This window comes from Oricola nitratireducens (assembly GCF_014904745.1).
Lineage (GTDB): Bacteria > Pseudomonadota > Alphaproteobacteria > Rhizobiales > Rhizobiaceae > Oricola > Oricola nitratireducens.
This window is the reverse complement of sequence record NZ_JACZCS010000027.1, coordinates 16,788-43,617: the sequence shown is the minus strand read 5'-3', so window position 1 is coordinate 43,617 and position 26,830 is coordinate 16,788. Positions and strand designations below refer to the sequence as shown.

Annotated in this window: 26 protein-coding genes and 1 pseudogene; 7 read left to right on the top strand and 20 right to left on the bottom strand. The window is 64.2% G+C overall.

Features of this window, described 5'->3' with window-relative positions; translation table 11 throughout:
* Nucleotides 1–244: 244 nt before the first annotated feature.
* Together IG169_RS14300 and IG169_RS14295 are read right to left on the bottom strand one after the other, a co-directional pair.
* Nucleotides 245–400: a hypothetical protein gene (locus tag IG169_RS14300; protein ID WP_193176902.1), complete on the bottom strand. Its 156-nt coding sequence runs from the start codon at nucleotides 398–400 to the stop codon at nucleotides 245–247.
* A gap of 25 nt (nucleotides 401–425) precedes the next feature.
* Entirely contained in the window at nucleotides 426–1,325 is a 900-nt protein-coding gene (locus IG169_RS14295; RefSeq protein ID WP_193176901.1) for an NAD(P)-dependent oxidoreductase, read from the bottom strand.
* Between the two features lie 275 nt (nucleotides 1,326–1,600).
* On the opposite strand from IG169_RS14295, the gene IG169_RS14290 reads away from it, so the two are divergent.
* Entirely contained in the window at nucleotides 1,601–2,467 is an 867-nt protein-coding gene (locus IG169_RS14290) for a DUF2189 domain-containing protein (RefSeq protein WP_193176900.1), read from the top strand.
* A 7-nt stretch (nucleotides 2,468–2,474) separates the two neighbouring features.
* Here the strand turns inward: IG169_RS14290 and scpA are convergent, their stop codons facing one another.
* The 8 genes and pseudogenes from scpA to IG169_RS14255 all read right to left on the bottom strand — a co-directional run bounded on the left by scpA (nucleotide 2,475) and on the right by IG169_RS14255 (nucleotide 10,728).
* Nucleotides 2,475–4,610 carry a methylmalonyl-CoA mutase gene (gene scpA, locus IG169_RS14285; RefSeq protein ID WP_193176899.1) on the bottom strand — a complete coding sequence of 712 codons (2,136 nt, stop codon included), beginning with the start codon at nucleotides 4,608–4,610 and terminating at the stop codon, nucleotides 2,475–2,477.
* Between the two features lie 3 nt (nucleotides 4,611–4,613).
* Nucleotides 4,614–5,174 carry a hypothetical protein gene (locus IG169_RS14280; protein ID WP_193176898.1) on the bottom strand — a complete coding sequence of 187 codons (561 nt, stop codon included), beginning with the start codon at nucleotides 5,172–5,174 and terminating at the stop codon, nucleotides 4,614–4,616.
* Nucleotides 5,174–5,812 (bottom strand): biotin/lipoyl-containing protein, encoded by a 639-nt coding sequence (locus IG169_RS24455; protein ID WP_428982252.1) that lies wholly within the window; start codon nucleotides 5,810–5,812, stop codon nucleotides 5,174–5,176. The genes IG169_RS14280 and IG169_RS24455 overlap by 1 nt, the downstream gene beginning before the upstream one ends.
* Nucleotides 5,798–7,279 (bottom strand): annotated as a pseudogene (locus IG169_RS14275) (acetyl-CoA carboxylase biotin carboxylase subunit); the annotation flags it as partial. The pseudogene IG169_RS14275 and the gene IG169_RS24455, both read right to left, overlap by 15 nt.
* Before the next feature lie 99 nt (nucleotides 7,280–7,378).
* Nucleotides 7,379–7,720, bottom strand: a complete 342-nt coding sequence (locus tag IG169_RS14270) for an endonuclease domain-containing protein (protein ID WP_343225656.1) — start codon at nucleotides 7,718–7,720, stop codon at nucleotides 7,379–7,381.
* Between the two features lie 92 nt (nucleotides 7,721–7,812).
* Nucleotides 7,813–8,190 (bottom strand): hypothetical protein, encoded by a 378-nt coding sequence (locus IG169_RS14265; RefSeq protein ID WP_193176896.1) that lies wholly within the window; start codon nucleotides 8,188–8,190, stop codon nucleotides 7,813–7,815.
* Nucleotides 8,190–9,107: a glutathione-dependent disulfide-bond oxidoreductase gene (gene yghU, locus IG169_RS14260; RefSeq protein WP_193176895.1), complete on the bottom strand. Its 918-nt coding sequence runs from the start codon at nucleotides 9,105–9,107 to the stop codon at nucleotides 8,190–8,192. The genes IG169_RS14265 and yghU overlap by 1 nt, the downstream gene beginning before the upstream one ends.
* Before the next feature lie 88 nt (nucleotides 9,108–9,195).
* Nucleotides 9,196–10,728: an acyl-CoA carboxylase subunit beta gene (locus IG169_RS14255; RefSeq protein WP_193176894.1), complete on the bottom strand. Its 1,533-nt coding sequence runs from the start codon at nucleotides 10,726–10,728 to the stop codon at nucleotides 9,196–9,198.
* Nucleotides 10,729–10,863: 135 nt separating this feature from the next.
* Between IG169_RS14255 and IG169_RS14250 the strand changes: the two genes are divergently transcribed.
* The 3 genes from IG169_RS14250 to IG169_RS14240 all read left to right on the top strand — a co-directional run bounded on the left by IG169_RS14250 (nucleotide 10,864) and on the right by IG169_RS14240 (nucleotide 14,081).
* Complete coding sequence (locus tag IG169_RS14250) at nucleotides 10,864–12,282, top strand: helix-turn-helix domain-containing protein (protein WP_193176893.1); 1,419 nt, start codon at nucleotides 10,864–10,866, stop codon at nucleotides 12,280–12,282.
* A 64-nt stretch (nucleotides 12,283–12,346) separates the two neighbouring features.
* The gene (locus IG169_RS14245) at nucleotides 12,347–13,264 is read left to right on the top strand and encodes a DMT family transporter (RefSeq protein ID WP_210326026.1); all 918 of its coding nucleotides are present in this window, start codon (nucleotides 12,347–12,349) and stop codon (nucleotides 13,262–13,264) included.
* Between the two features lie 94 nt (nucleotides 13,265–13,358).
* Entirely contained in the window at nucleotides 13,359–14,081 is a 723-nt protein-coding gene (locus IG169_RS14240; protein WP_193176892.1) for a hypothetical protein, read from the top strand.
* A 9-nt stretch (nucleotides 14,082–14,090) separates the two neighbouring features.
* Here IG169_RS14240 and ccoS read toward each other — a convergent pair whose 3' ends face one another.
* The 4 genes from ccoS to ccoG are packed head-to-tail and all read right to left on the bottom strand — an operon-like array spanning nucleotide 14,091 to nucleotide 18,649.
* Nucleotides 14,091–14,249 carry a cbb3-type cytochrome oxidase assembly protein CcoS gene (gene ccoS / locus IG169_RS14235; RefSeq protein ID WP_193176891.1) on the bottom strand — a complete coding sequence of 53 codons (159 nt, stop codon included), beginning with the start codon at nucleotides 14,247–14,249 and terminating at the stop codon, nucleotides 14,091–14,093.
* Nucleotides 14,246–16,549: a heavy metal translocating P-type ATPase gene (locus tag IG169_RS14230; protein ID WP_246717390.1), complete on the bottom strand. Its 2,304-nt coding sequence runs from the start codon at nucleotides 16,547–16,549 to the stop codon at nucleotides 14,246–14,248. The genes ccoS and IG169_RS14230 overlap by 4 nt, the downstream gene beginning before the upstream one ends.
* Before the next feature lie 22 nt (nucleotides 16,550–16,571).
* Nucleotides 16,572–17,063 carry a FixH family protein gene (locus tag IG169_RS14225; protein ID WP_193176890.1) on the bottom strand — a complete coding sequence of 164 codons (492 nt, stop codon included), beginning with the start codon at nucleotides 17,061–17,063 and terminating at the stop codon, nucleotides 16,572–16,574.
* Nucleotides 17,060–18,649, bottom strand: coding sequence for a cytochrome c oxidase accessory protein CcoG (gene ccoG / locus IG169_RS14220; protein WP_193176889.1), 1,590 nt, complete (start codon nucleotides 18,647–18,649; stop codon nucleotides 17,060–17,062). Before ccoG ends, IG169_RS14225 begins: the two co-directional genes overlap by 4 nt.
* Before the next feature lie 251 nt (nucleotides 18,650–18,900).
* On the opposite strand from ccoG, the gene IG169_RS14215 reads away from it, so the two are divergent.
* Nucleotides 18,901–19,584: a DUF2270 domain-containing protein gene (locus IG169_RS14215; RefSeq protein ID WP_246717389.1), complete on the top strand. Its 684-nt coding sequence runs from the start codon at nucleotides 18,901–18,903 to the stop codon at nucleotides 19,582–19,584.
* A gap of 22 nt (nucleotides 19,585–19,606) precedes the next feature.
* On the opposite strand, the gene ccoP is transcribed toward IG169_RS14215, so the two are convergent.
* The 4 genes from ccoP to ccoN are packed head-to-tail and all read right to left on the bottom strand — an operon-like array spanning nucleotide 19,607 to nucleotide 23,002.
* The gene (ccoP, locus tag IG169_RS14210) at nucleotides 19,607–20,479 is read right to left on the bottom strand and encodes a cytochrome-c oxidase, cbb3-type subunit III (protein ID WP_193176888.1); all 873 of its coding nucleotides are present in this window, start codon (nucleotides 20,477–20,479) and stop codon (nucleotides 19,607–19,609) included.
* A 3-nt stretch (nucleotides 20,480–20,482) separates the two neighbouring features.
* On the bottom strand, nucleotides 20,483–20,638 hold the full coding sequence (locus tag IG169_RS14205) for a cbb3-type cytochrome c oxidase subunit 3 (protein WP_193176887.1): 156 nt from the start codon (nucleotides 20,636–20,638) through the stop codon (nucleotides 20,483–20,485).
* A gap of 9 nt (nucleotides 20,639–20,647) precedes the next feature.
* On the bottom strand, nucleotides 20,648–21,379 hold the full coding sequence (ccoO, locus tag IG169_RS14200; protein WP_193176886.1) for a cytochrome-c oxidase, cbb3-type subunit II: 732 nt from the start codon (nucleotides 21,377–21,379) through the stop codon (nucleotides 20,648–20,650).
* 12 nt (nucleotides 21,380–21,391) lie between these two features.
* Nucleotides 21,392–23,002, bottom strand: coding sequence for a cytochrome-c oxidase, cbb3-type subunit I (gene ccoN, locus IG169_RS14195; RefSeq protein ID WP_193176885.1), 1,611 nt, complete (start codon nucleotides 23,000–23,002; stop codon nucleotides 21,392–21,394).
* A gap of 181 nt (nucleotides 23,003–23,183) precedes the next feature.
* Between ccoN and IG169_RS14190 the strand changes: the two genes are divergently transcribed.
* On the top strand, nucleotides 23,184–23,693 hold the full coding sequence (locus IG169_RS14190; protein WP_193176884.1) for a hemerythrin domain-containing protein: 510 nt from the start codon (nucleotides 23,184–23,186) through the stop codon (nucleotides 23,691–23,693).
* On the top strand, nucleotides 23,690–25,045 hold the full coding sequence (gene hemN / locus IG169_RS14185) for an oxygen-independent coproporphyrinogen III oxidase (protein WP_193176883.1): 1,356 nt from the start codon (nucleotides 23,690–23,692) through the stop codon (nucleotides 25,043–25,045). The genes IG169_RS14190 and hemN overlap by 4 nt, the downstream gene beginning before the upstream one ends.
* Nucleotides 25,046–25,158: 113 nt before the next feature.
* Here the strand turns inward: hemN and IG169_RS14180 are convergent, their stop codons facing one another.
* Together IG169_RS14180 and IG169_RS14175 are read right to left on the bottom strand one after the other, a co-directional pair.
* On the bottom strand, nucleotides 25,159–25,902 hold the full coding sequence (locus tag IG169_RS14180) for a helix-turn-helix domain-containing protein (RefSeq protein ID WP_193176882.1): 744 nt from the start codon (nucleotides 25,900–25,902) through the stop codon (nucleotides 25,159–25,161).
* A gap of 155 nt (nucleotides 25,903–26,057) precedes the next feature.
* The gene (locus IG169_RS14175; RefSeq protein WP_193176881.1) at nucleotides 26,058–26,828 is read right to left on the bottom strand and encodes an ATP-binding cassette domain-containing protein; all 771 of its coding nucleotides are present in this window, start codon (nucleotides 26,826–26,828) and stop codon (nucleotides 26,058–26,060) included.
* Nucleotides 26,829–26,830: the final 2 nt, after the last annotated feature.

Below are 26,830 nucleotides of genomic sequence, written 5' to 3'. Positions count from 1 at the left end.
GATCAGGCCTGTCTTGGCCGAAGCCAATAATTATGACGCTATCTCGCCACCCGCGACTCTCCCGCGAAGCGGGTTCGTGCATGGGGCGCAGAGCAGACATCCAGCGAATACGAAGGACAACTCCTCTAATTAGCCGCCAAAACCACTCGCGCGCATCGAAGCCCCCTCTCTTGCAAAAGCTAAGGACTTGGCTTCGCCAAGACCAAGCTTTTGCTTTCTCCCCCACCAAGGGGGAGAGAGCCCCTCACCGGTTCCTTCTCACCCCCTCCACCTGCGCCAGAACCGCATTCGCCGCTTCCAGCACGTTGGAGCCGGGACCGAAGATTTCCGCCACGCCGCCGCAGCCGACCTTGATGTCGCCGGCGCCAATCGCCTTCAGCCGGTCAATCAGTTCCGGCACCAGTGTCTTGTGGCAGTAGACACCCCTAGACCAGCTTGGCGGGAAAGCCCGGCGCGCGCAGGTCGGTGGCGAGGCGGTCTTCGAGCAGTTTGGCGATCATCGGCGATTGCGCCGCGCCGCCATAGGCCGCCTTGGCCTCGACATAGGTCTGCTCGGTGAGCGCGGCCAGTTCCAGCGGCACGCCGAACTCGCGCCCGAACTGCATCGCGAAATCGAGGTCCTTCAGCGCCAGATCGATGTTGAACGCGATGTCGTAGGAACCGTTGAGGATCAGCGCGCCCTCGGTCTCGTGCACGAAGGAATTGCCCGACGACGCCTGGATCGCCGCCCAGGCCTGGGCGAGATCGAGCCCGCCGCGCTTCGCCAGCATCAGCGCCTCGCCGGTCGCCTTCAGGTGGATGAAGGCCAGCATGTTGGTGATGACCTTGATGATCGAGGCGTTGCCGAGCGGACCCATGTGGAAGATCCTGTCGCCCATCGCCTCGAGCGCCGGCAGATGCCGGTCGAACAGCGCCCTGTCGCCGCCGGCGAGCATCGTGATCTTGCCCTGGGCCGCCAGATGCACGCCGCCGGTGACCGGCAGTTCCATCGTGTCGACGCCCTTTTCGGCGGCGACCGCGCCGAGACGCAGGATCTCGTCGCGCCCCAGCGTCGACATCTCGATCCATGTCGCGCCGGGCTTCATCACGGCCAGGATCTGGCCGAGCACCTGTTCCGAGACCTTCGGCGACGGCAGGCAGGTGATGACCGCGTCGCAGCCCTCGGCAAGCGCCTCCGGGGTATCGGCCCATCGCGCACCGGCCTCGACGAGGCGGTCGGCGACCTGCCGGTTCCTGTCATGGACGGAGACCGCGAACCCCGCCCGCAGGAGGCTGGCGGCCAGATGCCCGCCGAGATTGCCGAGACCGATGAAGCCGTAATGCATGGATGTCCTCCCGCGTGGATGTGAATGCACCCGGCAATCGGATCGGGCACGCAGACCGGACAAGGTGAAACCGTTCGGGCCGGTCAAGTCAATCGGCCGGATATCGGCTCTCCGCCATGGCTCCGGGCATTCGCCGGTGCCCGGCATTGCCGGACGGCCGCGCGGCGCTATATTTCCCTCGACAAGGCCGCAACGGTCCGCGTGGCGGGCGGCCGGCGACGCGCACGCCACGGGCGACCGCGACCTCGAACGCCAATTCGGGAGGAGCGAGACCCATGGCCATCGACAAGCAGATCAAGAACCCGATCGAATGGGGCGCGCACCGCCTCGTCGAAATGACCCATGCCATCGGCAGGGCCGCCGACACGATGCACGTGCCCGAAGAAACGGACGCACTGCCGGCGGTTAACCGGATCGGCCTCGACGACGTCCGCCAAGCGATCGCCCGCGGCATCGACGACCTCGGCGCGTTCCGCTCCGACGCGCTCTCGCTGGCGATCATCTATCCGGTCGCCGGGATCGTGCTCGCCGTCGCGGCGTCCACGCACAACCTGCTTCCGCTGATATTCCCGCTCGCCTCCGGATTCGCGCTGATCGGCCCGGTCGCGGGGATCGGGTTCTACGCGTTGAGCCGGCGGCGCGAACGCGAGGCCGCAGGCGAAAAGGACACCGGAACGACGCCGGCCTATGGCGCGATTCCCGTTGTCGGGCTGCTCTTGCTCGCGATCTTCATCGCCTGGCTCGTCACCGCATACTGGATCTATCTCGCGACGCTCGGCCAGCAGCCGCCGCAGACGACCGCCGCGTTCGTGCGCGACGTCTTCATGACCGAAGCGGGCCGCACGATGATCGTTGCCGGGATCGGCACCGGGTTCCTCTTCGCGATCGCCGCGCTGTCGGTCGGAGCGATCTCCTTCCCGCTGATGCTCGACCGGCCGGTCGGGCCGGTCACGGCCGTGCGCACCTCGATCCGCGCGGCGACGAAGAACCCCGGACCGATGGCGGCATGGGGCGTGATCGTCGCTGCCGGTCTCGTCATCGGCGCGCTGCCGGCGCTGATCGGCCTGGTGATCGTGATCCCGCTGCTCGGCCACGCGACCTGGCACCTCTATCGCAGCCTCGTGCCGCGCCCGGGCGAGTAGCGGCGCGCTAGCGGTTCCTCCGCAGCCCCTCCACCTGCGCCAGCACGGCGTTGGCCGCCTCCAGCACGTTGGAGCCGGGGCCGAAGATTTCGGCGACGCCGGCGGCGCGCAGATCCGCGTAGTCCTGCTCGGGGATGACGCCGCCGCAAACGACCTTGATGTCGCCCGCGCCGATCGCCTTCAGCCGGTCGATCAGTTCCGGCACCAGCGTCTTGTGGCCGGCGGCGAGCGACGAGACGCCGACGACGTCGACCTCCATCGCCTTGGCCTTTTGCGCGACCTCTTCCGGCGTCTCGAACATGTCCGACAGATCGACGGTGAAGCCCATGTCGGCAAACGCCGAGGCGATCACCTTGGCGCCGCGGTCGTGGCCGTCCTGGCCCATCTTGGCGACGAGGATATGCGGCTTGCGGCCCAGCGTCTTCGTCACCTCGGCGATGCGGGTCTGGATCGCGGCATATTCCGGGTCGCCCGCATAGGCCTCGCCATAGACGCCGGAAATCACGCGGGTGATGGCGTGGTGGCGCTGGAAGGCGCGCTCCATGGCATCGGAAATCTCGCCCAGCGTCGCCCGCGCCCGCGCGGCCTCGACGGCGGCTTCCAGCAAATTGCCCTTGCCGGACGCCGCGACTTTTTCGAGATTTTGCAGCGCGCTCTCGAGCGCGGCCTTGCTGCGCGTCTCGCGCACCTTTTTCAGCTTGGCGATCTGCGAGGCGCGCACCTTGGTGATGTCGATGGCGAGAATGTCGACCTTGTCCGGGTCGGCGGGCCTGAAGCGGTTGACGCCGACGATCACCTCCTCGCCCTTGTCGACGCGCGCCTGCCGGCGCGCCGCCGCCTCCTCGATGCGCAGTTTCGGCAGCCCGTCCTCGACCGCCTTGGTCATGCCGCCCAAGGCTTCCACTTCCCTGATCAGCTCCCACGCCTTGTCGGCGAGGTCCTTCGTCAGGGCTTCCACGTAATAGGAGCCGCCGAGCGGGTCGACCACATTGGCGACGCCGGTCTCGTGTTCGAGGATCAGCTGCGTGTTGCGGGCGATGCGGGCCGAGAAATCCGTCGGCAGCGCCATCGCCTCGTCGAAGGAATTGGTGTGCAGCGACTGCGTGCCGCCCAAAATGGCCGACATCGCCTCGAAGGCGGTGCGCACGACATTGTTGTACGGGTCCTGCTCGGTGAGCGAGACGCCCGACGTCTGGCAATGCGTGCGCAGCATCTTCGAGCGATCGGATTTGGCGCCGAAATCCGTCATGATCTGCGACCACATCTGCCGCGCGGCGCGCAGCTTCGCCGCCTCCATGAAGAAGTTCATGCCGATGCCGAAGAAGAAGGACAGCCGGCCGGCAAAGGCGTCGACGTCGAGGCCGCGCGATTTGGCGGCGCGGACATATTCCATCCCGTCGGCGAGCGTATAGGCGAGTTCCTGCGCCAGCGTCGCCCCGGCCTCCTGCATGTGGTAGCCGGAGATCGAGATGGAGTTGAATTTCGGCATTTCCTTCGCCGTGTACTCGATGATGTCGGCGACGATCCGCATCGAGGGTTCCGGCGGGTAGATATAGGTGTTGCGGACCATGAACTCCTTGAGGATGTCGTTCTGCACCGTGCCGGTGAGATCGGCCCGCTTCACGCCCTGCTCCTCGCCGGCGACGATGAACATGGCGAGCACCGGGATGATCGCGCCGTTCATGGTCATCGAGACGGACATCTCACCGAGCGGGATGCCGTCGAACAGGATCTTCATGTCCTCGACCGAGTCGATCGCCACACCCGCCTTGCCGACATCGCCGGAAACGCGCGGGTGGTCCGAGTCGTAGCCGCGGTGGGTGGCGAGGTCGAAGGCGACCGACAGGCCCTTCTGCCCGGCGGCGAGGTTGCGCCGGTAGAAGGCGTTGGACTCCTCCGCGGTCGAAAAGCCCGCATATTGCCGGATCGTCCACGGCCGTCCGGCATACATGGTCGCCTTCACCCCGCGCGTGAACGGCGCGAAGCCGGGGAGTTCGTCGGCCGCGCCCTCGGGCAGGTCGTCGGCCGTGTAGAGCGGATGGACGGTGATGCCCTCCGGCGTCGCCCAGTCGAGGGTGGAAGGATCGCGCTTGATCTCCTTTTCGGCGAGATCGAGCCAGTCTCGTTTGGTTTTCTTGGTCATGGTCTATCTCCAAGGTTTCCCGAGAGGCGCTGCGGAGTCGTTGGCCGCTTCCAAGACATGGAATGCGCGGTCGTGCTCCATGTCGTACCGGAATCCGGAAAGGTGACGGAACATCTCGACAGGTACGTCAAAGTAGTAGTCGACCTCGTCATCCTGGGCCTGCTTTCGCGCGGCATCGCGGCGTAGCGTTTCCAGCTTTCCCGCCAAGCCTCCCGGTAGCGTGCCAGTTGCTGTCAGGTTGTCGATACCGTTCTCGGCAAAGTGCGATATCGACCACTCGGACCAGCCGTCCCGGTAAAAAAACAGTCCGCACGCCATCGTCGTTTCGCTCAGATCCAGAACGACAAGCGGGGAACTCGTCGAAATGCGGCGGTAGTAATCCTCCCCAACCGGATCCCACTCCCAGTTCCGCCAGATCAGATAATCGCCATTCTTCAATTCAGCTCCACTGACCGGCTCCTCGTTCACCTCGTCCTCTTCACTGGTTTCGGAGTAGCCAGCGGCTGCAAGCGCCTGCTTCTTCGCGGCACCGGGAAAATACAGAAGAGAAATGGTGTAACCCATTACTTCTCGAACTCCATGATCACCGCGTCCACCGCCAGGCTCGCGCCGACCTCGACCGGGATCTTCGCGACCTTGCCGGCCCTTTCGGCGCGCAGCACGTTTTCCATCTTCATCGCCTCGATGATGGCGAGCGTCTGGCCTTCCTGCACCTCCTCGCCCTCCTGCACGTTCAAGGCGACGACCAGGCCCGGCATCGGGCATAGCAGCAGGTTGGAGGTGTCCGGCGGCTGCTTTTCCGGCATCAGGCTGGCGAGCCGCGCCACATGCGGCGCCATCACGTGCACCTTCAGGTCGGCGCCGCGATAACGCACCCGGAAGCCGCCCGGGATCGGCGCGATCTTCATCGCCGCGATCTCGTGCCAGTGGCCCTCCTCGTTGCCCTCGGCGAAAATGGTGGCCACCCGGTCGCCCGGCCGCCAGGAGATCTGATAGGCGCGCGCGCCGTCCTCGTCGCCGAACGACAGCCAGACCGGGTTGCCCCATTCGCCGTCCTGCGGCGCGGTCAGATCCTCGACGTCATAGAAACCGCGCGTGGCTTCGTCGTCGATCGCGATCTCGAATTCCTCACCGCCCGCACGTACCACGAAGGGCGTCTCGGACGGGCCGTATTTCGCCCCCTTCTCCATCCGCCCGGAGATGAACGAGGCGCGCCGGTCGGCGATCCACTGCGCCATCGCCGCCGTTGCGGCGACGAGGCGCAGGTTTTCCGTTGAAAGCTCTGCGCCGGCGAAACCGTCGGGATATTCCTCGGCGATGAAGGCCGTAGTGATGCGTCCGTTGCGGAAGCGCGGATGGTCCATCACGGCCGACAGGAACGGCAGATTGTGGCCGATGCCCTCGACCTCGAAGGCGTCGAGCGATTCCGCCATCGCCTCGACCGCCTCGTCGCGGCTCGGCGCCCAGGTGCACAGCTTGGCGATCATCGGGTCGTAGAACATCGAGATCTCGCCACCCTCGAAGACACCGGTGTCGTTGCGCACGATCACGCCGTCGAAGCGCTCGCCCTCCGCCGGCGGGCGGTAGCGCGTCAACCGGCCGATCGACGGCAGGAAGTTGCGATACGGATCCTCGGCGTAGAGCCGGCTCTCCACCGCCCAACCGTTCAATTTGATGTCGTCCTGGGCCAGCGTCAGCCGCTCGCCGGCGGCGACGCGGATCATCTGCTCGACGAGGTCGACGCCGGTGATCAGCTCGGTCACCGGATGCTCGACCTGCAGCCGGGTGTTCATTTCCAGGAAGTAGAAATTGCGGTCCTTGTCGACGATGAACTCGACCGTGCCGGCGGACGCGTAGCCGACGGCCTGCGCCAGCGCGACGGCCTGCTCGCCCATCGCCTTACGGGTCTCCGCGTCGAGGAACGGCGACGGCGCCTCCTCGATGACCTTCTGGTTGCGCCGCTGGATCGAGCATTCGCGCTCGCCGAGATAAACCGCGTTGCCGTGGCTGTCGGCCAGCACCTGAATCTCTATATGGCGCGGCTCGGTGACGAATTTCTCGATGAAGATGCGGTCGTCGCCGAACGACGATGCCGCCTCCGACTTGGAGCGGTCAAAGCCCTCGCGCGCCTCGGCGTCGTTCCAGGCGATGCGCATGCCCTTGCCGCCGCCGCCGGCCGACGCCTTGATCATCACCGGATAGCCGATGCCGTTGGCGATCTCGACCGCGTGTTCGGCGTCATCGATCAGCCCCATGTAACCGGGCACCGTGGAGACGTTCGCCTCGGCCGCGATCTTCTTGGAGGTGATCTTGTCGCCCATCGCCTCGATGGCGCCCACCGGCGGGCCGATGAAGGTGATGCCCTCGGCCTTCAGCCGCTCGGCGAATTCCGCGCGCTCCGACAGGAAGCCATAGCCCGGATGCACGGCGTCCGCGCCGGTCTCCTTGCAGGCTTCGATGATCTTGTCGATCACCAGATAGCTCTGGTTGGCGGCCGGCGGGCCGATCAGCACCGCCTCGTCGGCCATCTCGACATGCAGCGCATTCCTGTCCGCCTCGGAATAGACGGCAACGGTGCCGATGCCGAGACGCTTGGCGGTCTTGAAGACGCGGCAGGCGATTTCACCGCGATTGGCAACGAGGATCTTGGAAAAGAGTTCAGTGGTCATACTCGCACTCCTTCTCCCCCCTCGAGGGGGAGAAAGCCTTTTCCCGGAATTACGTGGGCGTAGCCCGCGTAAGTCCCTGGAAAAGGCAAGAGAGGGGGATTAGCGCCCGCCCGCTTCATCGATGATCCGCAATGCGACTGCATCCGCGTCCTCCAAAATATCCTCGTTCCGGACCCTGATCGTCCGGTAACCCTGGTCTTCAAAATATCGGTCACGACACGCATCACGCTTCGATCCCTCATGTTGCGACCCGTCCGCTTCGACGATCAGTTTGCGCGCGTGGCAGACGAAATCGCATATGTATGGCCCGAGCGGCTCCTGCCGCCTGAATTTCATTCCGTTCAGCTTGCGGGACCTCAGCATCTGCCAAAGCGCATATTCCGCATCCGTCGGCTCCTTGCGCATCGCCTTGGCGAAGGTCCGCAGCCTCTTGTCTCCCACATCCGTCCCCCTCTCTTGCAAAAGCTAAGGACTTGGCTCCGCCAAGCCCAAGCTTTTGCTTTCTCCCCCTCCAAGGGGGGAGAAGGATCGCGTCACACCTCCATCACATCCTCAAAGGCTTCGGGAAAACTCGCCCGGGCCACGTCTTCGTCGATTTGCAGCATCGCCTCGTAGGAGGCCGGGTCGAAGGGCTTTTCCGCCGGCACGACCTCGCGGTTGAACAGGAAGGACAGCCGCCGGGCGTCGAGATTGCCGCGTTCGAACGGCTCGGTCCCGAAATGGTGCCACAGCGCGTGCATGAAGGCGGCGTCGGCGAGCGCTTCCGTCTTGTCGCGGTCGGGATAGCGCTTGCGCTCGACGATCGGCGACACGCCCTTCGGATTGGCGCGGCGGATGGTGAACTGGAATCCCGTGCCGGGCATTCCCGACGGAAAGCCGCGATGCTTGGTCATGTCCGGCAGCTTGGCCATCAGGCGGCGTCCTCGATCTTGTCCTGCGTCTTCGTGTCGAAGTCGGAGGCGTCGTGGCGCTCCCACAGTTGGCTTTCGGGCTTGCCGGCCGTGCGATTGACCATGGTGCCGCGCTTTGCCGCCGGGCGTTCCGCGATCTGTTTCGTCCAGCGCTGGACATTCGGATAGTCGTCGACGGCGAGGAAATTGCCGGAATCGCCATAGGACTGTCCGGCGGCCATGCGCCCGTACCAGGGCCAGATCGCCATGTCGGCGATCGTGTATTCATTGCCGGCCATGTACTCGTGGCCGGCGAGGTGCCGGTCGAGCACGTCCATCTGGCGCTTCACCTCCATCGCGTAGCGGTCGATCGCGTATTTGATCTTCATCGGCGCATAGGCATAGAAATGGCCGAAGCCGCCGCCGAGATAGGGCGCGGACCCCATCTGCCAGAACAGCCAGTTCATCGTCTCGGCGCGGGTCCGGACGTCCGTCGGCAGGAAAGCGCCGAATTTCTCGGCCAGATAGACGAGGATCGAGCCGGATTCGAACAGCCGGATCGGCTCGCCGCCGCCCTTCGGCGCGTGATCCATCATCGCCGGGATCTTGGAATTCGGATTGACCGCGACGAAGCCGGAGCCGAACTGGTCGCCCCTGCCGATACGGATCAGCCAGGCGTCGTACTCGGCGTCCGAATACCCGGCTTCGAGCAGTTCCTCCAGCATCACCGTGACCTTCACCCCGTTCGGCGTGCCCTGCGAATAGAGCTGTAGCGGGTGCTTGCCGACCGGCAGGTCCCTGTCGAACTGCGCGCCGGCGGTCGGCCGGTTGGTCGAGGCGAACTCGCCGCCATTCTCCTCGTCCCACGTCCAGACCTTCGGCGGCACATAGCCGGCGGGCAGGTTCTTCTCGGGCGGGAATTTGGTGTCGTCAGTCATCAAATCGAGTCCTTCCTGGAGGTTGGGTTCCACCAGGATTTATAGAGCAGAAGCGGAGGATTGCAGCCATCGATGCGCAGGCTTCCCCTCATAACGGAATGTTGTCGTGCTTCTTGGCCGGCGCGCTGGCCTGCTTGCCCTTCAAGAGTTCGAAGGCGCGGGCCACGCGCTTGCGCGTCGAGTGCGGCATGATCACCTCGTCGACGAAGCCGCGCTCGGCGGCGATGAACGGGTTGGCGAAGCGGTCCTCGTATTCCCTGGTGCGTGCGGCGATCTTGTCGGGGTCGCCCAGTTCCGAGCGGTAGAGGATCTCGGTCGCGCCCTTGGCGCCCATCACCGCGATCTGCGCCGTCGGCCAGGCATAGTTCATGTCGGCGCGGATGTGTTTCGAGGCCATCACGTCATAGGCGCCGCCATAGGCCTTGCGGGTGATCACGGTGACCTTCGGCACGGTCGCCTGCGCATAGGCGAACAGCAGCTTGGCGCCGTGCTTGATGATGCCGCCATATTCCTGCGCGGTCCCCGGCAGGAAGCCCGGCACGTCGACGAAGGTCAGGATCGGGATGTTGAAGGCGTCGCAGAACCGCACGAACCGCCCGGCCTTCTTCGAGGCGTCGATGTCGAGACAGCCGGCCAGCACCATCGGCTGATTGGCGACGACGCCGACCGTCGAGCCGTTGAGGCGGATGAAGCCGGTGAGGATGTTCCTCGCGTGGTCCTTCTGGATCTCGAAGAACGCGCCCTCGTCGGCGACCTTGGTGACGACCTCGTGCATGTCGTAGGGCTTGTGCGCGTCCGTCGGCACCAGCGTGTCGAGGCTCATCTCCAGCCGGTCGCCGGGGTCCGCCGTCGGGATCAGCGGCGGGGTTTCGCGGTGCGACAGCGGCAGGAAATCGAACACGCGGCGCACTTCCAGAAGCGTCTCGATGTCGTTCTCGTAGGCGCCGTCGGCGACGGAACTCTTCCTCGAATGCGTCGACGCGCCGCCGAGTTCCTCCGCCGTGACGATCTCGTTGGTGACGGTCTTCACCACGTCCGGGCCGGTGACGAACATGTAGCTGGTGTCCTTCACCATGAAGATGAAGTCGGTCATCGCCGGCGAATAGACCGCCCCGCCCGCGCACGGGCCCATGATGACGGAAATCTGCGGAATGACGCCGGAGGCCTGCGCGTTGCGCCAGAACACCTCGGCATAGCCGCCGAGAGAGGCGACGCCCTCCTGGATGCGCGCGCCGCCGCTATCATTGAGGCCGATTATCGGCACGCCGTTCTGCATGGCGAGGTCCATCACCTTGCAGATCTTTTCGGCGTGCGTCTCCGACAGCGAGCCGCCGAAGACGGTGAAATCCTGGGAGAAGACATAGACCGGACGGCCGTTGATCGTGCCCCAGCCGGTCACCACGCCGTCGCCGGGAATCCTGGTCTGGTCCATCCCGAAATCGGTGCAGCGATGCGCCTTGTAGGTGTCGTATTCCTCGAAGGAGCCCTCGTCGAGCAGCACTTCGAGCCGCTCGCGCGCCGTCAGCTTGCCCTTGGCGTGCTGCGCGTCGATGCGCTTCTGCCCGCCGCCGAGACGGGCTTCCCCGCGGCGTTGCTCCAACTGTTCGATGATTTCCAGCATTTGAGCCCTTTCAATCGGTTCCCGCGCGTTTCCCGAACGGGTTTCGTAATCGTTTCGAACCTGCGCAGCTAGGGTTGAAAAAGCAAGCAAGCGGATTTAGTAAAAAATCAAATAGCAAATAGCGAAGTTGCAAACATGCGCGCACGGAAAGTCTTTGCCGGTCGCAAGATCCGCACCATCCGCCAGGGCCACGGGCTGACGCAATCGGCCTTCGCCGCCCAGCTCGGCATTTCGACCAGCTATCTCAACCAGCTCGAAAACAACCAGCGCCACATCACCGCCCCGGTGCTGCTCGCGCTCGCCGACATATTCTCCGTCGATATCAAGGAATTGTCCGGCAACGAGGATGACCGGCTGCTCGCCGATCTCGCCGAGGCGCTGGCCGACCCGCTGTTCGGCGGCCAGCAGCCGCCGGCCCAGGACCTGAAGCTCGTCGTCCAGAACACGCCCGCCGTCGCGCATGCCTTCCTCTCGATGCACCAGGCGCTGCGCCGCGCCGGCGAGCGCCTCGCCGAGCTCGACGACACGCTGGAGCGCACCGGCGCGCAGTCCGACCCGACGCCCTATGAGGAGGTGCGCGACTTTTTCCACTACATGGACAACTATGTCGACGGGCTCGACCGCGAGGCCGAGCGCCTCGCCGCCCGGCTCGGCGGCGAGACCGCCAACCGCGCCCGCACCCTTGCCGACCACATCGAGCGCGAGCACGGCGTGCGCGTCATCGTCGGCGGCGATGCGGCGGAACCGGGCGCGTTGCGCCGCTACGCGCCGGAAAGCCGCGTGCTGGCGCTCAATCCGCGCCTGTCGCCGGCCACCCACGCCTTCCAGATCGCCCACCAGCTCGCCCTGCTCGCCCATTCCGACGCGATTCAACAGATCGTCGAAAAGGCCGAATTCCGCTCGCGCGACGCCGGCGCGATCTGCCGGATCGGGCTTGCCAACTATTTTGCCGGCGCCACCGTCCTGCCCTACGCGACCTTCCTCGACGCCGCGCGCGAATTGCGCCACGACATCGAGCTTCTCGGCGACCGCTTCGGCGCCTCGCTGGAGCAGGTCTCCCACCGGCTCTCGACATTGCAGCGGCCGGGGCTGAAGGGCGTGCCGTTCTTCTTCGCCCGCGTCGACCAGGCCGGCAACATCACCAAGCGCCACTCCGCCACCAAGCTGCAATTCGCGAGATTCGGCTCCGCCTGCCCCTTGTGGAACGTCCATTCGGCCTTCGAGACGCCGAACCGGATCATCAGGCAACTGGCAGAAACCCCTGACGGGATTCGCTATTTGTGCCTTGCGACGACGGTGTCGAAACCCGGCGGCGGCTTCCGCCGGCCGGTGCAACGCTACGCGCTCGCGCTCGGCTGCGAGGTGCGCCACGCGGGCGAACTCGTCTATGCCGACGACCTCGACATCGCCCGCAACGAGGCCTTCGAGCCGATCGGCATCTCCTGCCGAATCTGCGAGAGGAAAGACTGCCACCAGCGCGCCGTGCCGCCGCTCAAGCACAAGCTGTTCGTGGACGAGACCGCGCGCGACACGGTGCCCTTCAGTTTCGAGTAGGCCTCGCCCAAGCGCTTGACTGTCCGATGGCTTTGCGCGGCGGAAAAGGATAAGGGCAGACCGAATGCCCTACCCTAACGCCCCCATCGCAGCAGTCGAACCGCCACGCGTCAACCGAACCGGCTTCGGTATCGGCCTGATGATTCTGGGATTCATGTTCTTTTCGGTTGCCGACGCGACCGCAAAATATCTCACCCGGGATTTTCAACCCTTCCAGATCGCCTGGTTCCGCCAGCTCGGGCTGCTGAGCGCCGGTATCTGGTTTCTCGCCACGCGCGGCCTTCCCGTTTTGAAAACAAAGCGCCCCGGCTTGCAGATCCTGCGCGGTTGCGCGGCCGCGATGTCGGCGTCCGCCTTCATCTTCGCTGTCGGCTATGTTCCGCTGGCCGATGCTGTCGCCGTCAGTTTCGTCGCGCCCTTCGCGGTGACGATACTGGCCGCTCTCATCCTGCGCGAGACGGTCGGCATCCGCCGCTGGACGGCCGTGACGATCGGCTTCATCGGCACGTTGATCATAATCCGGCCGGGGCTCGGCCTTTTGCATCCCGCGATCTTCGTGGTTCTCGCGGCCGCCTCGCTGTTTGCGGTGCGCCAGATCCTGTCGCGCATCCTCGGGCCGGTGGACCGGACGGTGACGACCATTACCTACACGGCGATCAGCAGCGTCGCGCTTCTGACCGTGCCCATGCTCTTCGTCTGGCAGACGCCGGCGAGCGGTCAGCAGGTGCTGCTGATCCTGCTTCTTGCCTGTGCCGCGGGGACCGGCGAACTCCTCATCATTCGCGCCCTCGAACTTGCCGAGGCAGCGACGCTGGCGCCGCTGCAATACACCATGATCGTCTGGAGCACGGGACTGAGCTGGCTGGTGTTCTCGCAACTGCCGGACGGGTGGACGCTGGTCGGCGCGGCGATCATCATGGCCTCGGGCATCTATACGCTGCATCGGGAGCGGCTGGCGGTGCGCCAGAGGCGGCACCAATAAGGTTCCGCCCGCGCCGCCCCGCCGCTTGGGAATGAGCGGCGAAGCCACTATGTTGCTGTTGAGCTAACCCAAAGACCCAGCGCCGGGAGCGCAAATGAACCGGGCAACCAATCAGTGGGGCATCGAACTGATCGGCAACGATGACGACAAGGAAAGATGGCGAGTATTTCTCAAGCCGCCCTTTGATCCTTTTGTCGAGGAAGTCGAACATGAGCACGGAAACTACCTAGCCCTTAGATCATCGGGATTCGACGGCCTCACCACAAGTAAGGAGGTGCATGACGCCGGTAAGCAGTTATTCCGAACCCTCAATGTAGTCATGGCGAAAAACGCGGATGCCGATCCTATCGTTAATAGTGCCGTGATCGAGTTTGTCCCCGACGGGAAGCCGCGTAAGCATATCCGAATTGAGGCTGAAGCCGGTATGATGCGCCTCCGCGGCGGGATCGTTGAGGTTACAGTCTCGGACTCTGATGGCAACGTAATCGAGCCGCCTCCCGCGCCATCAAGAGCGCAGCTTTGGATGCGCGCGACGGATCTGAAACCGGATATCGGAAGCGCCTTGCGATACATGGAGGGAAAGCCAGGTTGGATAGAGCTGTACAAAGCATACGAAGCCATTCGAGAGTTTCCCAACTCTGGTATTTCGGAAAAGGAAGAGAGGCGATTTCGTCAAACAGCAAATACGGATGGGCGGCATCATCCGAGCCCAAAGTTCCCACCGCACGAAAAGCCGATGGAAATATGGGAAGCCAGGTCCCTAATCACACAGTGGATTTCGGCTGCAATCGACGACGTCTTGGCCAAAAACCCTTAGACCGAAACCCTAACCCAGCGGCTTCTCGTCCGCGTCCTCGTCCAATATCCGCTCCGCGGCGCCGTCGAGGTCGTTGTACTGGCCGGTCCTGATCGACCACAGGAATGCGCCGAGGCCCAGCACGCCGAGGCCGAGCGCGATCGGCACCAGGAAGATCAGGACATTCACGCCAGCGCCTCCGTCGACTGCCCGGCCTTTTCCTTGCGCTTGAAGCCCGGCAGCAGCCTGCCGCCGCGCGCCAGCCGCATCGAGTTGGTGACGACGACGATGGACGAGCCGGACATCGCCAGCGCGGCGATCAGCGGCGTGACGAAGCCGGCGACGGCGAGCGGCACCGCGATGCAGTTGTAAAGGATCGCGAGGCCGAAATTCTGCCGCACCAGCCGGCCCGCCTTGAGCGCGACCTCGCGCGCGAACGGCACCGACATCATCGTATCGCGGGTGAAGACGAAATCCGCCGCCATGCGTCCGATGTCGGAGGCCGAGGCCGGCGCCATCGAGACATGGCCGGTGGCGAGCGCCGGCGCGTCGTTGAGCCCGTCGCCGACCATCAGCACGCGGTGGCCCTCGGCCTGCAGCCCCTTGATGCGGGCGATCTTGCTGGCCGGGGTCGCGTGCGCCCGCACGGTCGCGATGCCGAGCGTCCCGGCGATCGCCTTGACCGAAGCCGCGCTGTCGCCCGACAGCAATTCGATGGTCATGCCCTGCCCCGAAAGCGCGCCGACGGCTTCCGCCGCGCCCGGCCGCAGGGTTTCCGACAGCGTGAAGCCGGCGATCTCGCCGCCCTCGGAGGCAAAGGACAGACCGCCCCTGGCGAGCGCTTCATCCGCCTTCACGTCGGCGATCTGGCCGGCCCATTCCGCCCGGCCGAGCCGTATCTTGCGGCCGTCGAGCATGCCTTCCACGCCATAGCCCGGCACTTCATGAATATCGGTGATGTCGGCGTTGTCCGCGTCGGACAGGAAGGCCGCGATGGCGCGCGACGCCGGGTGGATCGAATGCAGCGCCAGGGCGCGTGCCGCCGGTGCGTCGTCGGCGCTGATGCTCGACGCGGCGATACGCGGCGTGCCGGTCGTCAGCGTGCCGGTCTTGTCGAAGATCGCGAAATCGGCCTCGGCGAGCCGCTCCAGCGCTGAGCCGTCCTTCATCAGGATGCCCTGGCCGAATAGGCGCGCCGCGCCGATGACATGGACCACCGGAACGGCGAGGCCAAGCGCGCAGGGACAGGTGATGATCAGGACGGAGATCGCCGTATAGAGCGAGGCATGCCAGTCGCCTTTGGTGACGATCATCCAGGCGACGAAGGCGAACAGCGACAGGAGATGCACGGCCGGCGCATAGATCCGCGCAGCGCGATCGGCGATGCGGACATAGCGTCCGCGTCCGTTTTCCGCCGCCTCCATCATCTGCATGACCTCGGCGATGAAGGATTCGTCGGCCTTGCGGGTGACCGAGATGTCGATCGGCCCGGTCAGGTTCAGCGTTCCGGCTTCCACGTCGGTGTTCGGCGACACCGAAACCGGCGCGCTTTCGCCGGTGACCAGCGACCGGTCGAGATCGGAAGCGCCCTTGACGATGCGGCCATCGGCGGGAATGCGCTCGCCCGGCGCGACGCGCATCACCATGCCCGGCACGATCTCGTCGACCGGCACATAGGCCGCCTTGCCGTCGGCGCCGATCACCGTGCCGCCGCGCGCCGTCATCCTGGCGAGCCCGAGCACGGCGCTGCGCGCGTGGTCGCGCATCACCTGGTCGAGGTAACGCCCGATCAGCAGGAAGAACAGCAGCGTCACCGCCGCGTCGAAATAGGCTTCGGCGCCGCCGGTCAGGCTTTCATAGGTGCTCATGCCGAGCGCCAGGATCACGGCGAGCGAAATCGGCACGTCCATGTTGAGACGCCGCGCCATCAAGGCGTTGAGCGCCGAGGAGAAGAACACCTGGCCCGAATAGGCGACGACCGGAATGGCGATCAGGCCGGAGATCAGGTGGAACAGGTCGCGCGTCGCGCCCGTTGCGCCGGACCACACCGAGACCGACAGCAGCATGATGTTGCCGGCGGCGAATCCGGCGACGGCAAGCGATTTCAGCAGGCGGTCGGACTTGCGCTTCTGCTCGACATTGCCGAGGTCGCCGAGATCGACGGCGGCGGCCGGATAGCCGAGCGCGTCGAGTTTCGCGATCACGAAACCGGGCGAGCGTTCCGCGCTGTCGAGGATAACGGTCAGGCGCTTCAGCGACAGGTTCACCCGCGCCGAGACGATGCCTTCCAGCCCGTTCAGGCCGCGCTCGATCGCCGAGATGCAGGCGCCGCAATGGATGTCCGGCACCGACAGCACGTAACGCACCGTGCCGTCTTCCTCGCGATGGCCGGCGCGCATCAATTCCTCCACCCGCGTGAAGTCGCGCACACCGGTCGAACACATGGCGTTATCTACGCCGAGGTCTCCGCCGCAGCAGCTGCCTGCCATCTCATGCTACCCCTTGAACCACCTACCCCTTGACCATGAACCGGATCGCGCGGGTCCACACTTCGCCCTTCGGGCCGGTCACCGAAAGATCAACATTCCAGACACCCGGCCGCAGCGCGACCTCCGCTGCGTAGCGCGCGCCGCCCTCGGCGAGCAGCGTCACCGTCTGGTCGTCGCGGTCCTGCACCGGGTGGCCGATCTTGGCCGCGATGACGGCGTCGCGGATGGCGTTGCCGTCCGGGTCCGTCAGGTCAACGAAGAAAACGCCGTCCTCGTAATCCATCTTCGCCGACCAGCCGAGCGCCGCCTGGCGGCGTTTTTCCGCCGTGACGTCGTTGAAGTGCTGGCTCGCGACATAGGAGTTCGGGACGACGAGGCCGGTCCATGTCGAATTGGCGTAGTAGGCGAGCGTCAGGTTGACGCTGATGATGGTGCCGAAAAACAGCACCAGCACGCCCAGCATGTGCCAGCCGGTGAACTCGCGGGTACCCAGGATCTTCTCGAATATGGTCATTTCTTCGGAGCCTCGAATATCGCGTCATAGGTATCGGTTTCGAACGACTGCTTGTCTTCGGCCGTCAGCTTGAAGTGCACCTGCCCCGGATGCGTGAACTGCTTCGGCTGCGAGACGAAGACGCGCAGCGCGCGCAGCTTGTCCGGCTCGACCGGGATCGCGAAGCTCACGCCATCGGGCTGGTCGACGTCGTTGATGCTCATCGTAGCACCCGGCAGGCCATCGAGCGACAGGAAGACGACACGCGGCTCGGGGATCATGTTCAGGAGCTTGACCGTGTAGCCGTTGCGGATCGAGCCGTCGGACAAGGTGACGAAGACCGGGTTGCGGTCCTTCTGGACGTTGATCTCCAGCCGGTCGCGGCTGAGCAGCGCCACCATCATGCCGACGCCGATGGCGGCCCATGCGGTCATGTAGATCAGCGAGCGGATGCGGAAGATGATCTTCCAGTCGAAATGCTTGATGTTGTCGTCGAATTTCCCGTCCGCGTCGCGGACCCGCGACGGGATGATCGTGCCGGTCGCCGGATCCTGGGCGATGGCCATGTTGTGGTTGTATTCGCGCAGCGTCGCATAGGCGATCAGGCCGCGTTCCTTGCCCGTCTTGTCCATGATCGCGTCGCAGGCGTCGATGCACAGCGCGCAGGTGATGCATTCGAGCTGCTGGCCGTCGCGGATGTCGATACCCGTCGGACAGACCGCGACGCAGGCGTTGCAGTCGACGCAATCGCCGACGGGCTTGCCTTCCGCAGCCGCCTTCTTGGCGTGACGCGAACGCGGCTCGCCGCGCCAGTCATTATAGGTGACGACGAGCGAATCCTCGTCCAGCATCGCCGCCTGGATGCGCGGCCACGGACACATGTAGATGCAGACCTGCTCGCGCATCAGCCCGCCGAAGACATAGGTCGTCGCCGTCAGCACCGCGACCGTCGCATAGGCAATGAACGGCGCATGGAGGGTGACGAAGCTCTTCAACAGTGTCGGCGCGTCGGCGAAATAGAAGATCCACGCGCCGCCGGTCAGCACCGAGATCACCAGAAAGGTCGCGTGCGTCGACACCATCTTGCGGATTTTCTCGAACGACCACGGCGCCTTCGCCAGCCGCATGCGGGCATTGCGATCGCCCTGCCAGAACCGTTCCACCGCGATGAAAAGGTCGGTCCACACGGTCTGCGGACAGGTGTAGCCGCACCATGCGCGCCCGACGATGGAGGTGACGAGAAACAGCCCGACGCCCGCCATCACCAGGAGGCCGGCGACGTAGAAGAATTCCTGCGGCCAGATTTCGACGAAGAAGAAGTAGAAGCGGCGATGCGCCATGTCGATGAGAACGGCCTGGTCAGGCGCGTGCGTGCCGCGGTCCCAGCGGATCCACGGCGTCACGTAGTAGATGCCGAGCGTCACCAGCATGATGAGCCATTTCAGCCGGCGAAAGCGCCCCTCGGCGCGTTTCGGAAAGATCGCCTCACGCGCCGCGTAAAGCGGCTGTGTCTTCTGTTTCGCGCCAACATTGACCGCTTCGACGTCAAGCCTTTCGACATCGGCGTCCTTGTCCTTGACCTTGGCTGCGACGGATTGATCGTTCATCGGTGGTTTCCCGGTTTTTCGGCGACCTTGCCGTTTTGCAGGCGCGACATTCCTTGACCTGCATCAAGCTTAGATGCCCACGCCGCTAAAAAATGCATGTCCCCTGCAGCTTTTCGCCGCAGCGCGGCGTTTGCGCCGGAAGCGGTCTCGAACCGGCGCCGGCCGGGTCTTCCCGTGGAACCGCGCCGCGTTTGACCGTTTTGACCGCGACCCGAACGCGTGAGACACTGCCTGGTCGGGAGGAGACCGCCATGGACACCGTAAAGAAGCAGCGGGCTGGGCGCAAATTCACCGCCTCTGAAATGGGCGCCATCGCCCATCTGTATCGCGGCGAAATCTACCGCTCGACCATCTGGAGAACCCGGCTCGACACGACCACGAACTGGGCCGTGGTGACGCTCGGGATCGCCCTGTCGATCGCCTTTTCCTCGCCGAACGCGGCGGCCCTGCCGCTGGTCCTTGTCGGCATCCTGATCCTGTTCTTCCTGCTTCTGGAAGCCCGGCGCTACCGCTATTTCAATGTCTGGCGCGCCCGCGCGCGCTGGATCGAGACCAATCTCTACGTGCCGATGCTGACGACCGGCGACCTGGACATGGAATCGGGATGGAACGAGGTGCTGGCCGACGACTATTCGCGGCCGGAATACCATATCGGCCTCGCCACCGCGATCGGCCGGCGCATCAGGCGCAACTATCTCTGGATCCTGCTGATCCAGACGGTCGCCTATATCGGCAAACTGATGGTGCATCCGACAGCGGTCACGTCCCTGGAGGAGTTCATCGGGCGGGCCGATATCGGCCCGGTTCCCGGCGAGGCCGTCCTCGGGATCGGCATCGTCTATGTCGCGAGCTGGGCGGCGATGGCCATGTGGAGCGCCGCGAGCGACAGTGCGAAGTTTCGGCAGCGCGGATCCGCATCGAGCTCGATGGGATAGGACCCGCGCCGCCACTTTTCAGTTATTGTCCGCCGCCGAGGCCGTGGACATAGACCGCGAGCTGCTTGACGGACGTCTCGCCGAGACGGCCGCTCCACGCGGGCATGACGCCCTGCCGCGGGCTGGTAACCTGGGCGACGATGTCGGCATGGGTGCCGCCATAGAGCCAGATCGCATCGTTCAGGCGCGGCGCGCCGAGTTCCGGCGTGCCCTGGCCATTGTCGCCGTGGCAGGCCGCGCAGTTGTCGGCGAAGATCGTCTCGCCGGCGGCCGCATTGGTCTCCTCGTAGTCCTGGCCGGAGAGCTTGCGCACATACCAGGCGACATTGTTGATGTCCTCGCGGGTGAGGATCTCGTCACGGCCGAAGGCCGGCATGTCGCTGATGCGGGTATCCTCGTCGGCCGCATAGCGCACGCCATGCATGAGGGTCGTGTAGATGTCCTCGATGGTGCCGCCCCAGATCCAGGAGTCGTCGTTCAGGTTCGGGTAGCCCGGACCACCCTGCGCGCCCGAGCCGTGGCACTGCACGCAGTAGACCTTGAACATCGACGCACCGCCGGCCGAGGCGAACTGGACCAGTTCCGGATCGGCGCTCACCTGCGTGATGTCGGTCGCCGCCAGCTTGTCGAGATAGACCGCCTGGGCGGCCTTGGCGGTTTCGACTTCCTTGGCCAGGTCGCCGCGGCTGGACCAGCCGAGAATGCCCGCCGTCGCCCCGGTGATGCCGGGCCACGCCGGATAGAAGACCGTATAGGCCAGCGCCCAGATAATGCAGGCATAGAAGGTCCACAGCCACCAGCGGGGCAACGGGTTGTTCAGTTCCTTGATGCCGTCCCATTCGTGACCCGTGGTCTCGACGCCGGAGACTTCATCGATTTCCTTTTTGTCGGCCATTGATCAGTCCTCCTTGAAGGGGATGCGGGCCGCATCATCACTGGATTTCTTTGCGCCGGGGCGAAACAGCCACAGGACGGTCGCGACGAAGAACGCGAACATCATGAGCAGCCCCCAGCTGTCGGCGAAGGCACGCATGGCCTGGTATTCGAGATTCATTGCTGCCTCCTACCGGTAATTCTGTTCGGGCTGGTAGACCGAGAAGTCGACCAGCGTACCGAGCATCTGCAGATAGGAAACGAGCGCGTCCATCTCCGTCACCTTGGCCGGATCGCCATCGAAATCGCCGAGCACGGCCTTCGGATAGCGCTCCTCGACCCCCGACGTATCGGCGTTCGGGTCAGCCTGCGCCATCAGGTCGGCTTCCGCGTTCGCGACCATGTCGTCGGTGTAGGGAACCCCGACGCGCCGGTTGGCGATCAGGTGTCCCGACACGTTCTCGATCTTGAGCTCGGTCTTGGCGAGGAACGCGTAGGACGGCATGACCGACTCCGGCACCACCGACTGCGGGTGGATCAGGTGTTCGACATGCCACGCATTCGAGTAGCGTCCGCCGACCCGGGCCAGGTCAGGCCCGGTTCGTTTCGACCCCCACTGGAACGGATGGTCGTACATCGACTCCGCTGCCAGCGAGTAGTGGCCGTAGCGTTCGACCTCGTCGCGGAACGGACGGATCATCTGGCTGTGGCAGAGGTAGCAGCCCTCGCGCACATAGATGTCCCGGCCGGCCAGCTCGAGCGGTGAATAGGGACGCATCCCCTCCACCTTCTCGATCGTGTTCTCGAGGTAGAACAGCGGTGCGATCTCGACGATGCCGCCGACCGTGACCACGGCGAAGGCGGCGACGAAAAGGAGCGTGACGTTCTTTTCGAGAACCTGGTGTTTTTCCATTATCGACATTGGATGTGCTCCTTATTCCGCCGGCTGCAGCGCTTCGGCGCCCATCGGCACCTCGGAACGCACGTCGCCGCGGATCGTCTTGTAGATGTTGAAGGCCATCACCAGGGCGCCCGTCAGGTAGAGCAGGCCACCCATCATGCGCAGCACGTAGTAGGGGTGCATCGCGGCAATGGATTCCGCGAACGAGTAGACCAGATAGCCCTGGTCGTCGTATTCGCGCCACATCAGGCCCTGCATGATGCCCGACACCCACATGACCGCCGCGTAGACGACGATGCCGAGCGTGGCGAGCCAGAAGTGCCAGTTGACGAGCCGCAGGCTGTAGAGGCGCTGGCGGTTCCACAGTTTCGGCGTGAGGTAGTAGATCGCGCCGAACGAGATCATGCCGACCCAGCCGAGCGCACCGGAATGCACGTGGCCGATGGTCCAGTCGGTGTAGTGAGACAGCGAGTTCACCGCCTTGATCGACATCATCGGACCTTCGAAGGTCGACATGCCGTAGAAGGCCACCGAGATCACCAGCATGCGCAGGATCGGGTCGGTTCTGAGCTTGTCCCATGCGCCCGAAAGCGTCATCAGGCCGTTGATCATGCCGCCCCAGGAGGGCATCCACAGCATGATCGAGAACACCATGCCCAGCGTCTGCGCCCAGTCGGGCAGCGCCGTGTAGTGCAGGTGGTGCGGACCGGCCCAGATATAGAGGAAGATCAGCGCCCAGAAGTGGATGATCGACAGGCGGTAGGAGTAGACCGGACGGCCTGCCTGCTTCGGCACGAAATAATACATCATGCCAAGGAAGCCCGCGGTCAGGAAGAAGCCCACCGCGTTATGGCCGTACCACCACTGCGTCAGGGCATCCTGCACGCCGGAGAAGGCCGAATAGCTCTTCGATCCAAGGAACGACACCGGCATCGACAGGTTGTTGACGATGTGCAGCATCGCGATCGTCACGATGAAGGCGAGATAGAACCAGTTCGCCACATAGATATGCGGCTCCTTGCGCTTGAACAGCGTGCCCATGAACACGATGAGATAAGCGACCCAGACGACCGTCAGCCACAGGTCGACATACCATTCCGGCTCCGCGTATTCGCGGCCCTCGGTAATGCCGAGCAGGTAGCCGGTCGCCGCCATGACGATGAACAGCTGGTAGCCCCAGAACACGAACCAGGCGAGACCGCCGCCGAACAGGCGCGCGCGCGAGGTGCGCTGAACCACGTAGAAGGAGGTCATGATCAGCGCGTTGCCGCCAAATGCGAAAATCACCGCCGAAGTATGCACCGGCCGCAACCGGCCGAAATTGAACCACGGTTCGATATTGAGTTCCGGCCAGGCAAGCTGCGAGGCGACGAGCACCCCGACCAGGAAGCCGACCACGCCCCAGAACACCGTGACGATCACGCCGTAGCGAATCACGTCATCCATGTAGCCGGATGTGTCGGGCTTTTCCGCGCCTGCCGGCGCGAATTTCATCTGCCGCAGCATCACGACCGTGGAGATGGCGAGCACGAAGAAAATGATCCAGGCATGCTGCTGAAACGCCGCATCCTGGGCAAATGCCGCACCGAGCAGGACGAGAAACGCCGCCAACCCGACCAGTGCGGTCGTAAAGCTATTATTCATGGGAGACCCCCTTCGGACATGCGTCTTGGTCAGTCTCGGCTGTCCCGGCCGTCTGACCTCTTTTCGCACTATGGATATGTCAGCGCTTCGTGTCCAACTGCCTTGACTTGGATCAATGTAGGGCACCGGCCAACAGGCGATGCTTGCCGAAATTCCCTGAATGCCCGGTGAGGCCACCTCGATGAAAACAAGAAGAACCGTCTTCGACGATAATGTCGTGCCGTTGCCGAGAGCCTCCGGTGTTGACGCCAAACTGGTGTGCTCGAAGCTGATCACCCATCACGACGAACAACTCGTGCTGTGCGCCAAACTCGAGGAACTGGCCGACGAGTTGCCCGAACTGTCGGACACGCAGTTTTGCCTGCAACTGGCCAAATGCATCCATCCGATGATCTGCGCGGCGCACGAATACGAGGAAAAGACGCTGTTCCCGATGCTGATGTCGCTCGATGGGGTCGATGAAAACCTGAAAGCGACAACCGAGCGCCTGCGCTACGAGCACTGGGAAGACGAGAGCTTCGCCGACGAGGTCGCCGACGCGCTGATCCGCTTCGTCACCGACAAGGCCTCGTCCAACGCCGAGACGCTCGCCTACATGCTGCGCGGCTTCTTCGAGGGGCTGCGCCGCCACATCGCGTTCGAGCGCGAGCACATCGTGCCGATCCTGTGCAAGCAGCAGGCCGCAGGATGATCGACCCCGAAAAAATCCTGGCAAGCCAGCGCGGCGCCGTGCCGCGCTACACCAGCTATCCGACCGCGCCGCATTTCAGCGACCAGGCCGGTCTGGCGATCGCCCGCTCGCGGCTGCAAAGGCTGCCGGCAAACGAGGCGGTCTCGCTCTATCTGCACATCCCGTTTTGCGACCGGCTGTGCTGGTTTTGCGGCTGTCATACCAAGCACACCCTGAAATATGCGCCGGTGGAGGCTTATGTCGGCGCACTGATCAGGGAGATGGCGACCGTGCGGGAGACCGCCGGGCGTCGACTCCGGCTGGCGCATCTGCATCTCGGTGGGGGGTCGCCGAGCATGCTGCGCCAGCCGGACTTCGAACGGCTCTCGCAGGCGCTGCGCGACAATTTCAACCTCGATGCCGCCACCGAGATCAGCGTCGAGATCGATCCGTCCGACGTCACCGACGAGACGCTGACAGGCCTTGTCGCCCTTGGCGTGACGCGCGCCAGCGTCGGCGTGCAGGATTTCTCCGATGCCGTGCAGGAGGCGATCAACCGCCCGCAGACCTTCGAGCAGACCCGTGACGTGATCGCGGCGTTGCGCGAGACCGGCATCCATTCGCTCAACATCGATGCCCTTTACGGCCTTCCCTTGCAGACCGAGGAACGGCTGGTCTCGACGATCGACAAGGTGCTGTCGCTCGCCCCCGACCGCATCGCGCTGTTCGGCTACGCCCATGTGCCGTGGCTGAAAAAGCACCAGACCCTGATCCGCGAGGAGGACCTGCCCGGCACGATGGACAGGTTCCGCCATGCCGGCCTTGCCGCCGACCTGATCGCCGCCGCCGGATACGACCGCATCGGCATCGACCATTTCGCCAAGCCCGGCGACACCATGGCCGAAGCCGCCCGCGAAGGCCGCCTCTTCCGCAATTTCCAAGGCTACACGACCGACGCCTGCCGCACGCTGATCGGCCTCGGCGCGTCCTCGATCAGTTCCTATGGCGACGCCTATGTGCAGAACATCGTGCCGACCAGCCAGTACGAGAAAACCGTTCTCGACGGCGGCCTGTCGGCGACACGCGGCATCCAGCTCAGCCTCGACGACCGCATCCGCGCCCATATGATCGAGCGCCTGATGTGCGATTTCTCGATTTCGTTTGACGGCCTGGAACAGAAATTCGGCTACGCCGCCCGCCCCTATATCGCCGAAGCGAAGCTGGCGGCGGCGGGCGACTGCCACGGGCTCACCGAGGTCGACGAGACGGGTTTCCGGATCCGCGAGCAGGCGCGGCCGTTCACGCGTATCGTCGCAAGCTGGTTCGACGCCTATCTGAACGAGAGTTCTGTGCGGTATTCGAAAGCGGTCTGACGCCGCCTAGAGCCGTTCATCTTTAAATGGAAGCAGTTTGATGGAATGGATTTTCCGCCCCGGCTGCGTCGAAATCCCCGCGTTCAAACGATTCCATTTGAAGATGAACGGCTCTAGCCGTCGATCTCGCAGGCTCTTTCCAGCCTTTCGAGATCCGGCACGATCACCGTGCGGTTGTTTTCCACCTGAATGACGCCGGATTTGCGCAGTTTGGTGATCTGGCGGCTCACGGTCTCGATCGTCAGGCCAAGGAAATCCGCGATATCCGACCGCTTCAACGGCAGTTCGAACATGACCGGCCCTTCGTCCGTTTCGATCTCGGGATCGATGTTCGACGCGATCAGGAACAGAAAGCTGGCCACCTTCTCGCCCGCCGATTTGCGCCCGAGCGTCAGCATCCACTCGCGCGCCTCGTCCAGTTCCTCCAGCGCCTGTTCGTGCAGACGGTGTTCGAGATTGGGCGATTCGCTCACCAGCTCTTCCAGGACGGCCTTCGGGAAGGTGCAGACGGTGACGTCGGTCGCCGCATCGGCGATCACTTCGCTCTGCGCGCGGAACGGACGTCCCATGAAATCCGGTGCGAATTGCAGGCCGACGATCTGCTGGCGTCCGTCGGCCATCAGCTTCGACAGTTTCACCACGCCGCGCAGGATGTTCGAGTAACGGTGGACGTCCTCGCCCGCCGACAGCAATTCATGGCCGCTCTCGTAACGCTGCTGCTTGGTGAAGCGGTTGAGCTTGGTCAACTGTTCGGGCGTGAGCGCCCCGCAGATACCCCGGTGCCGGGCTTCGCAGGATTTGCAGATCGCCGGAATATCCGAGGTATGGATGTCCTTACGTGCGGATTCCGTGGCCACTCAAATCTCCCGGGCAAAACCAAAACGCCGTTAAATATCATTTCTGCCGCACAATAATTGGTCAAGTGCCGTATGCGCAAGCAAAGGCGACTCTCATATGAATGTTTTGCGAAAAATACAGCCCGGCCGGTGTTCGGCCGGGCTGTGGCAGATCGTCACTCGATGGCACCGGGCCCCGGAATGCCGGACGGCGGACACTTGCCGGCGATGATCATCCCGAGCATGTCATCCTCGGTGACCTTGTCGACCTCGACGGTGCCGACCAGCCGGCCGTTCTTCATCACATTCGCCCGGTCGCACAGGAGTTTCACCTGATGGATGTCGTGGTCGATCAGGAAGATGCCGATCCCCTCCGACTTCAACTGCTCGATCAGTTCGGCGACCATGCGCGTTTCCTGCACACCGAGCGCGGCGGTCGGTTCGTCCATGATCAGGATCTTGGCGTTGAAGTAGACCGCGCGCGCGATCGCGACGGATTGCCGCTGCCCGCCCGAAAGCCCCGCAACCGGTGTGTGGAAACGCCGGAAGTTCGGATTGAGCCGCGCCAGAATCCTGCGCGTCTCGGCTTCCATCGTGGCGTCGTCGAGGAATCCCATCGGCGTCACCAGCTCGCGGCCGAGAAACAGGTTGGAGGCGGCGTCCAGATTGTCGGCGAGCGCCAGGTACTGGTAGATCGTCTCGATCTGGTAGTCGCGCGCATCACGCGGATTGTTGATCGTCGCCTGCGCGCCGTTGATCCAGATCTCGCCGCCGTCGCGCGGCAAGGCGCCCGACAGCATCTTCATCAGCACGGACTTGCCGGCGCCGTTGTGGCCGAGCACACCGACCACCTCGCCGGGATTGAGGTCGATCGAGACATGGTCGACGGCATGAATGCCGCCGAATGATTTCTGCATCTGGCGCAGTTCGACAAGAGGCGCGGCCATGG

Bases quoted from the DNA above. Each gene is read 5' to 3' on its own strand.
- ccoP (WP_193176888.1), bottom strand. From the start codon at position 20,479: ATGGCCGACAAAAAGGAAATCGATGAAGTCTCCGGCGTCGAGACCACG.
- IG169_RS14255 (WP_193176894.1), bottom strand. From the start codon at position 10,728: ATGCTGGAAATCATCGAACAGTTGGAGCAACGCCGCGGGGAAGCCCGT.
- IG169_RS14215 (WP_246717389.1), top strand. From the start codon at position 18,901: ATGGACACCGTAAAGAAGCAGCGGGCTGGGCGCAAATTCACCGCCTCT.
- IG169_RS14190 (WP_193176884.1), top strand. From the start codon at position 23,184: ATGAAAACAAGAAGAACCGTCTTCGACGATAATGTCGTGCCGTTGCCG.
- IG169_RS14280 (WP_193176898.1), bottom strand. From the start codon at position 5,174: ATGGGTTACACCATTTCTCTTCTGTATTTTCCCGGTGCCGCGAAGAAG.
- IG169_RS14245 (WP_210326026.1), top strand. From the start codon at position 12,347: ATGCCCTACCCTAACGCCCCCATCGCAGCAGTCGAACCGCCACGCGTC.
- IG169_RS14295 (WP_193176901.1), bottom strand. From the start codon at position 1,325: ATGCATTACGGCTTCATCGGTCTCGGCAATCTCGGCGGGCATCTGGCC.
- IG169_RS14225 (WP_193176890.1), bottom strand. From the start codon at position 17,063: ATGACCATATTCGAGAAGATCCTGGGTACCCGCGAGTTCACCGGCTGG.
- IG169_RS14230 (WP_246717390.1), bottom strand. From the start codon at position 16,549: ATGGCAGGCAGCTGCTGCGGCGGAGACCTCGGCGTAGATAACGCCATG.
- IG169_RS14175 (WP_193176881.1), bottom strand. From the start codon at position 26,828: ATGGCCGCGCCTCTTGTCGAACTGCGCCAGATGCAGAAATCATTCGGC.
- IG169_RS14250 (WP_193176893.1), top strand. From the start codon at position 10,864: ATGCGCGCACGGAAAGTCTTTGCCGGTCGCAAGATCCGCACCATCCGC.
- IG169_RS14205 (WP_193176887.1), bottom strand. From the start codon at position 20,638: ATGAATCTCGAATACCAGGCCATGCGTGCCTTCGCCGACAGCTGGGGG.
- ccoG (WP_193176889.1), bottom strand. From the start codon at position 18,649: ATGAACGATCAATCCGTCGCAGCCAAGGTCAAGGACAAGGACGCCGAT.
- IG169_RS14240 (WP_193176892.1), top strand. From the start codon at position 13,359: ATGAACCGGGCAACCAATCAGTGGGGCATCGAACTGATCGGCAACGAT.
- IG169_RS14265 (WP_193176896.1), bottom strand. From the start codon at position 8,190: ATGGCCAAGCTGCCGGACATGACCAAGCATCGCGGCTTTCCGTCGGGA.
- ccoN (WP_193176885.1), bottom strand. From the start codon at position 23,002: ATGAATAATAGCTTTACGACCGCACTGGTCGGGTTGGCGGCGTTTCTC.
- IG169_RS14290 (WP_193176900.1), top strand. From the start codon at position 1,601: ATGGCCATCGACAAGCAGATCAAGAACCCGATCGAATGGGGCGCGCAC.
- scpA (WP_193176899.1), bottom strand. From the start codon at position 4,610: ATGACCAAGAAAACCAAACGAGACTGGCTCGATCTCGCCGAAAAGGAG.
- ccoO (WP_193176886.1), bottom strand. From the start codon at position 21,379: ATGTCGATAATGGAAAAACACCAGGTTCTCGAAAAGAACGTCACGCTC.
- yghU (WP_193176895.1), bottom strand. From the start codon at position 9,107: ATGACTGACGACACCAAATTCCCGCCCGAGAAGAACCTGCCCGCCGGC.
- hemN (WP_193176883.1), top strand. From the start codon at position 23,690: ATGATCGACCCCGAAAAAATCCTGGCAAGCCAGCGCGGCGCCGTGCCG.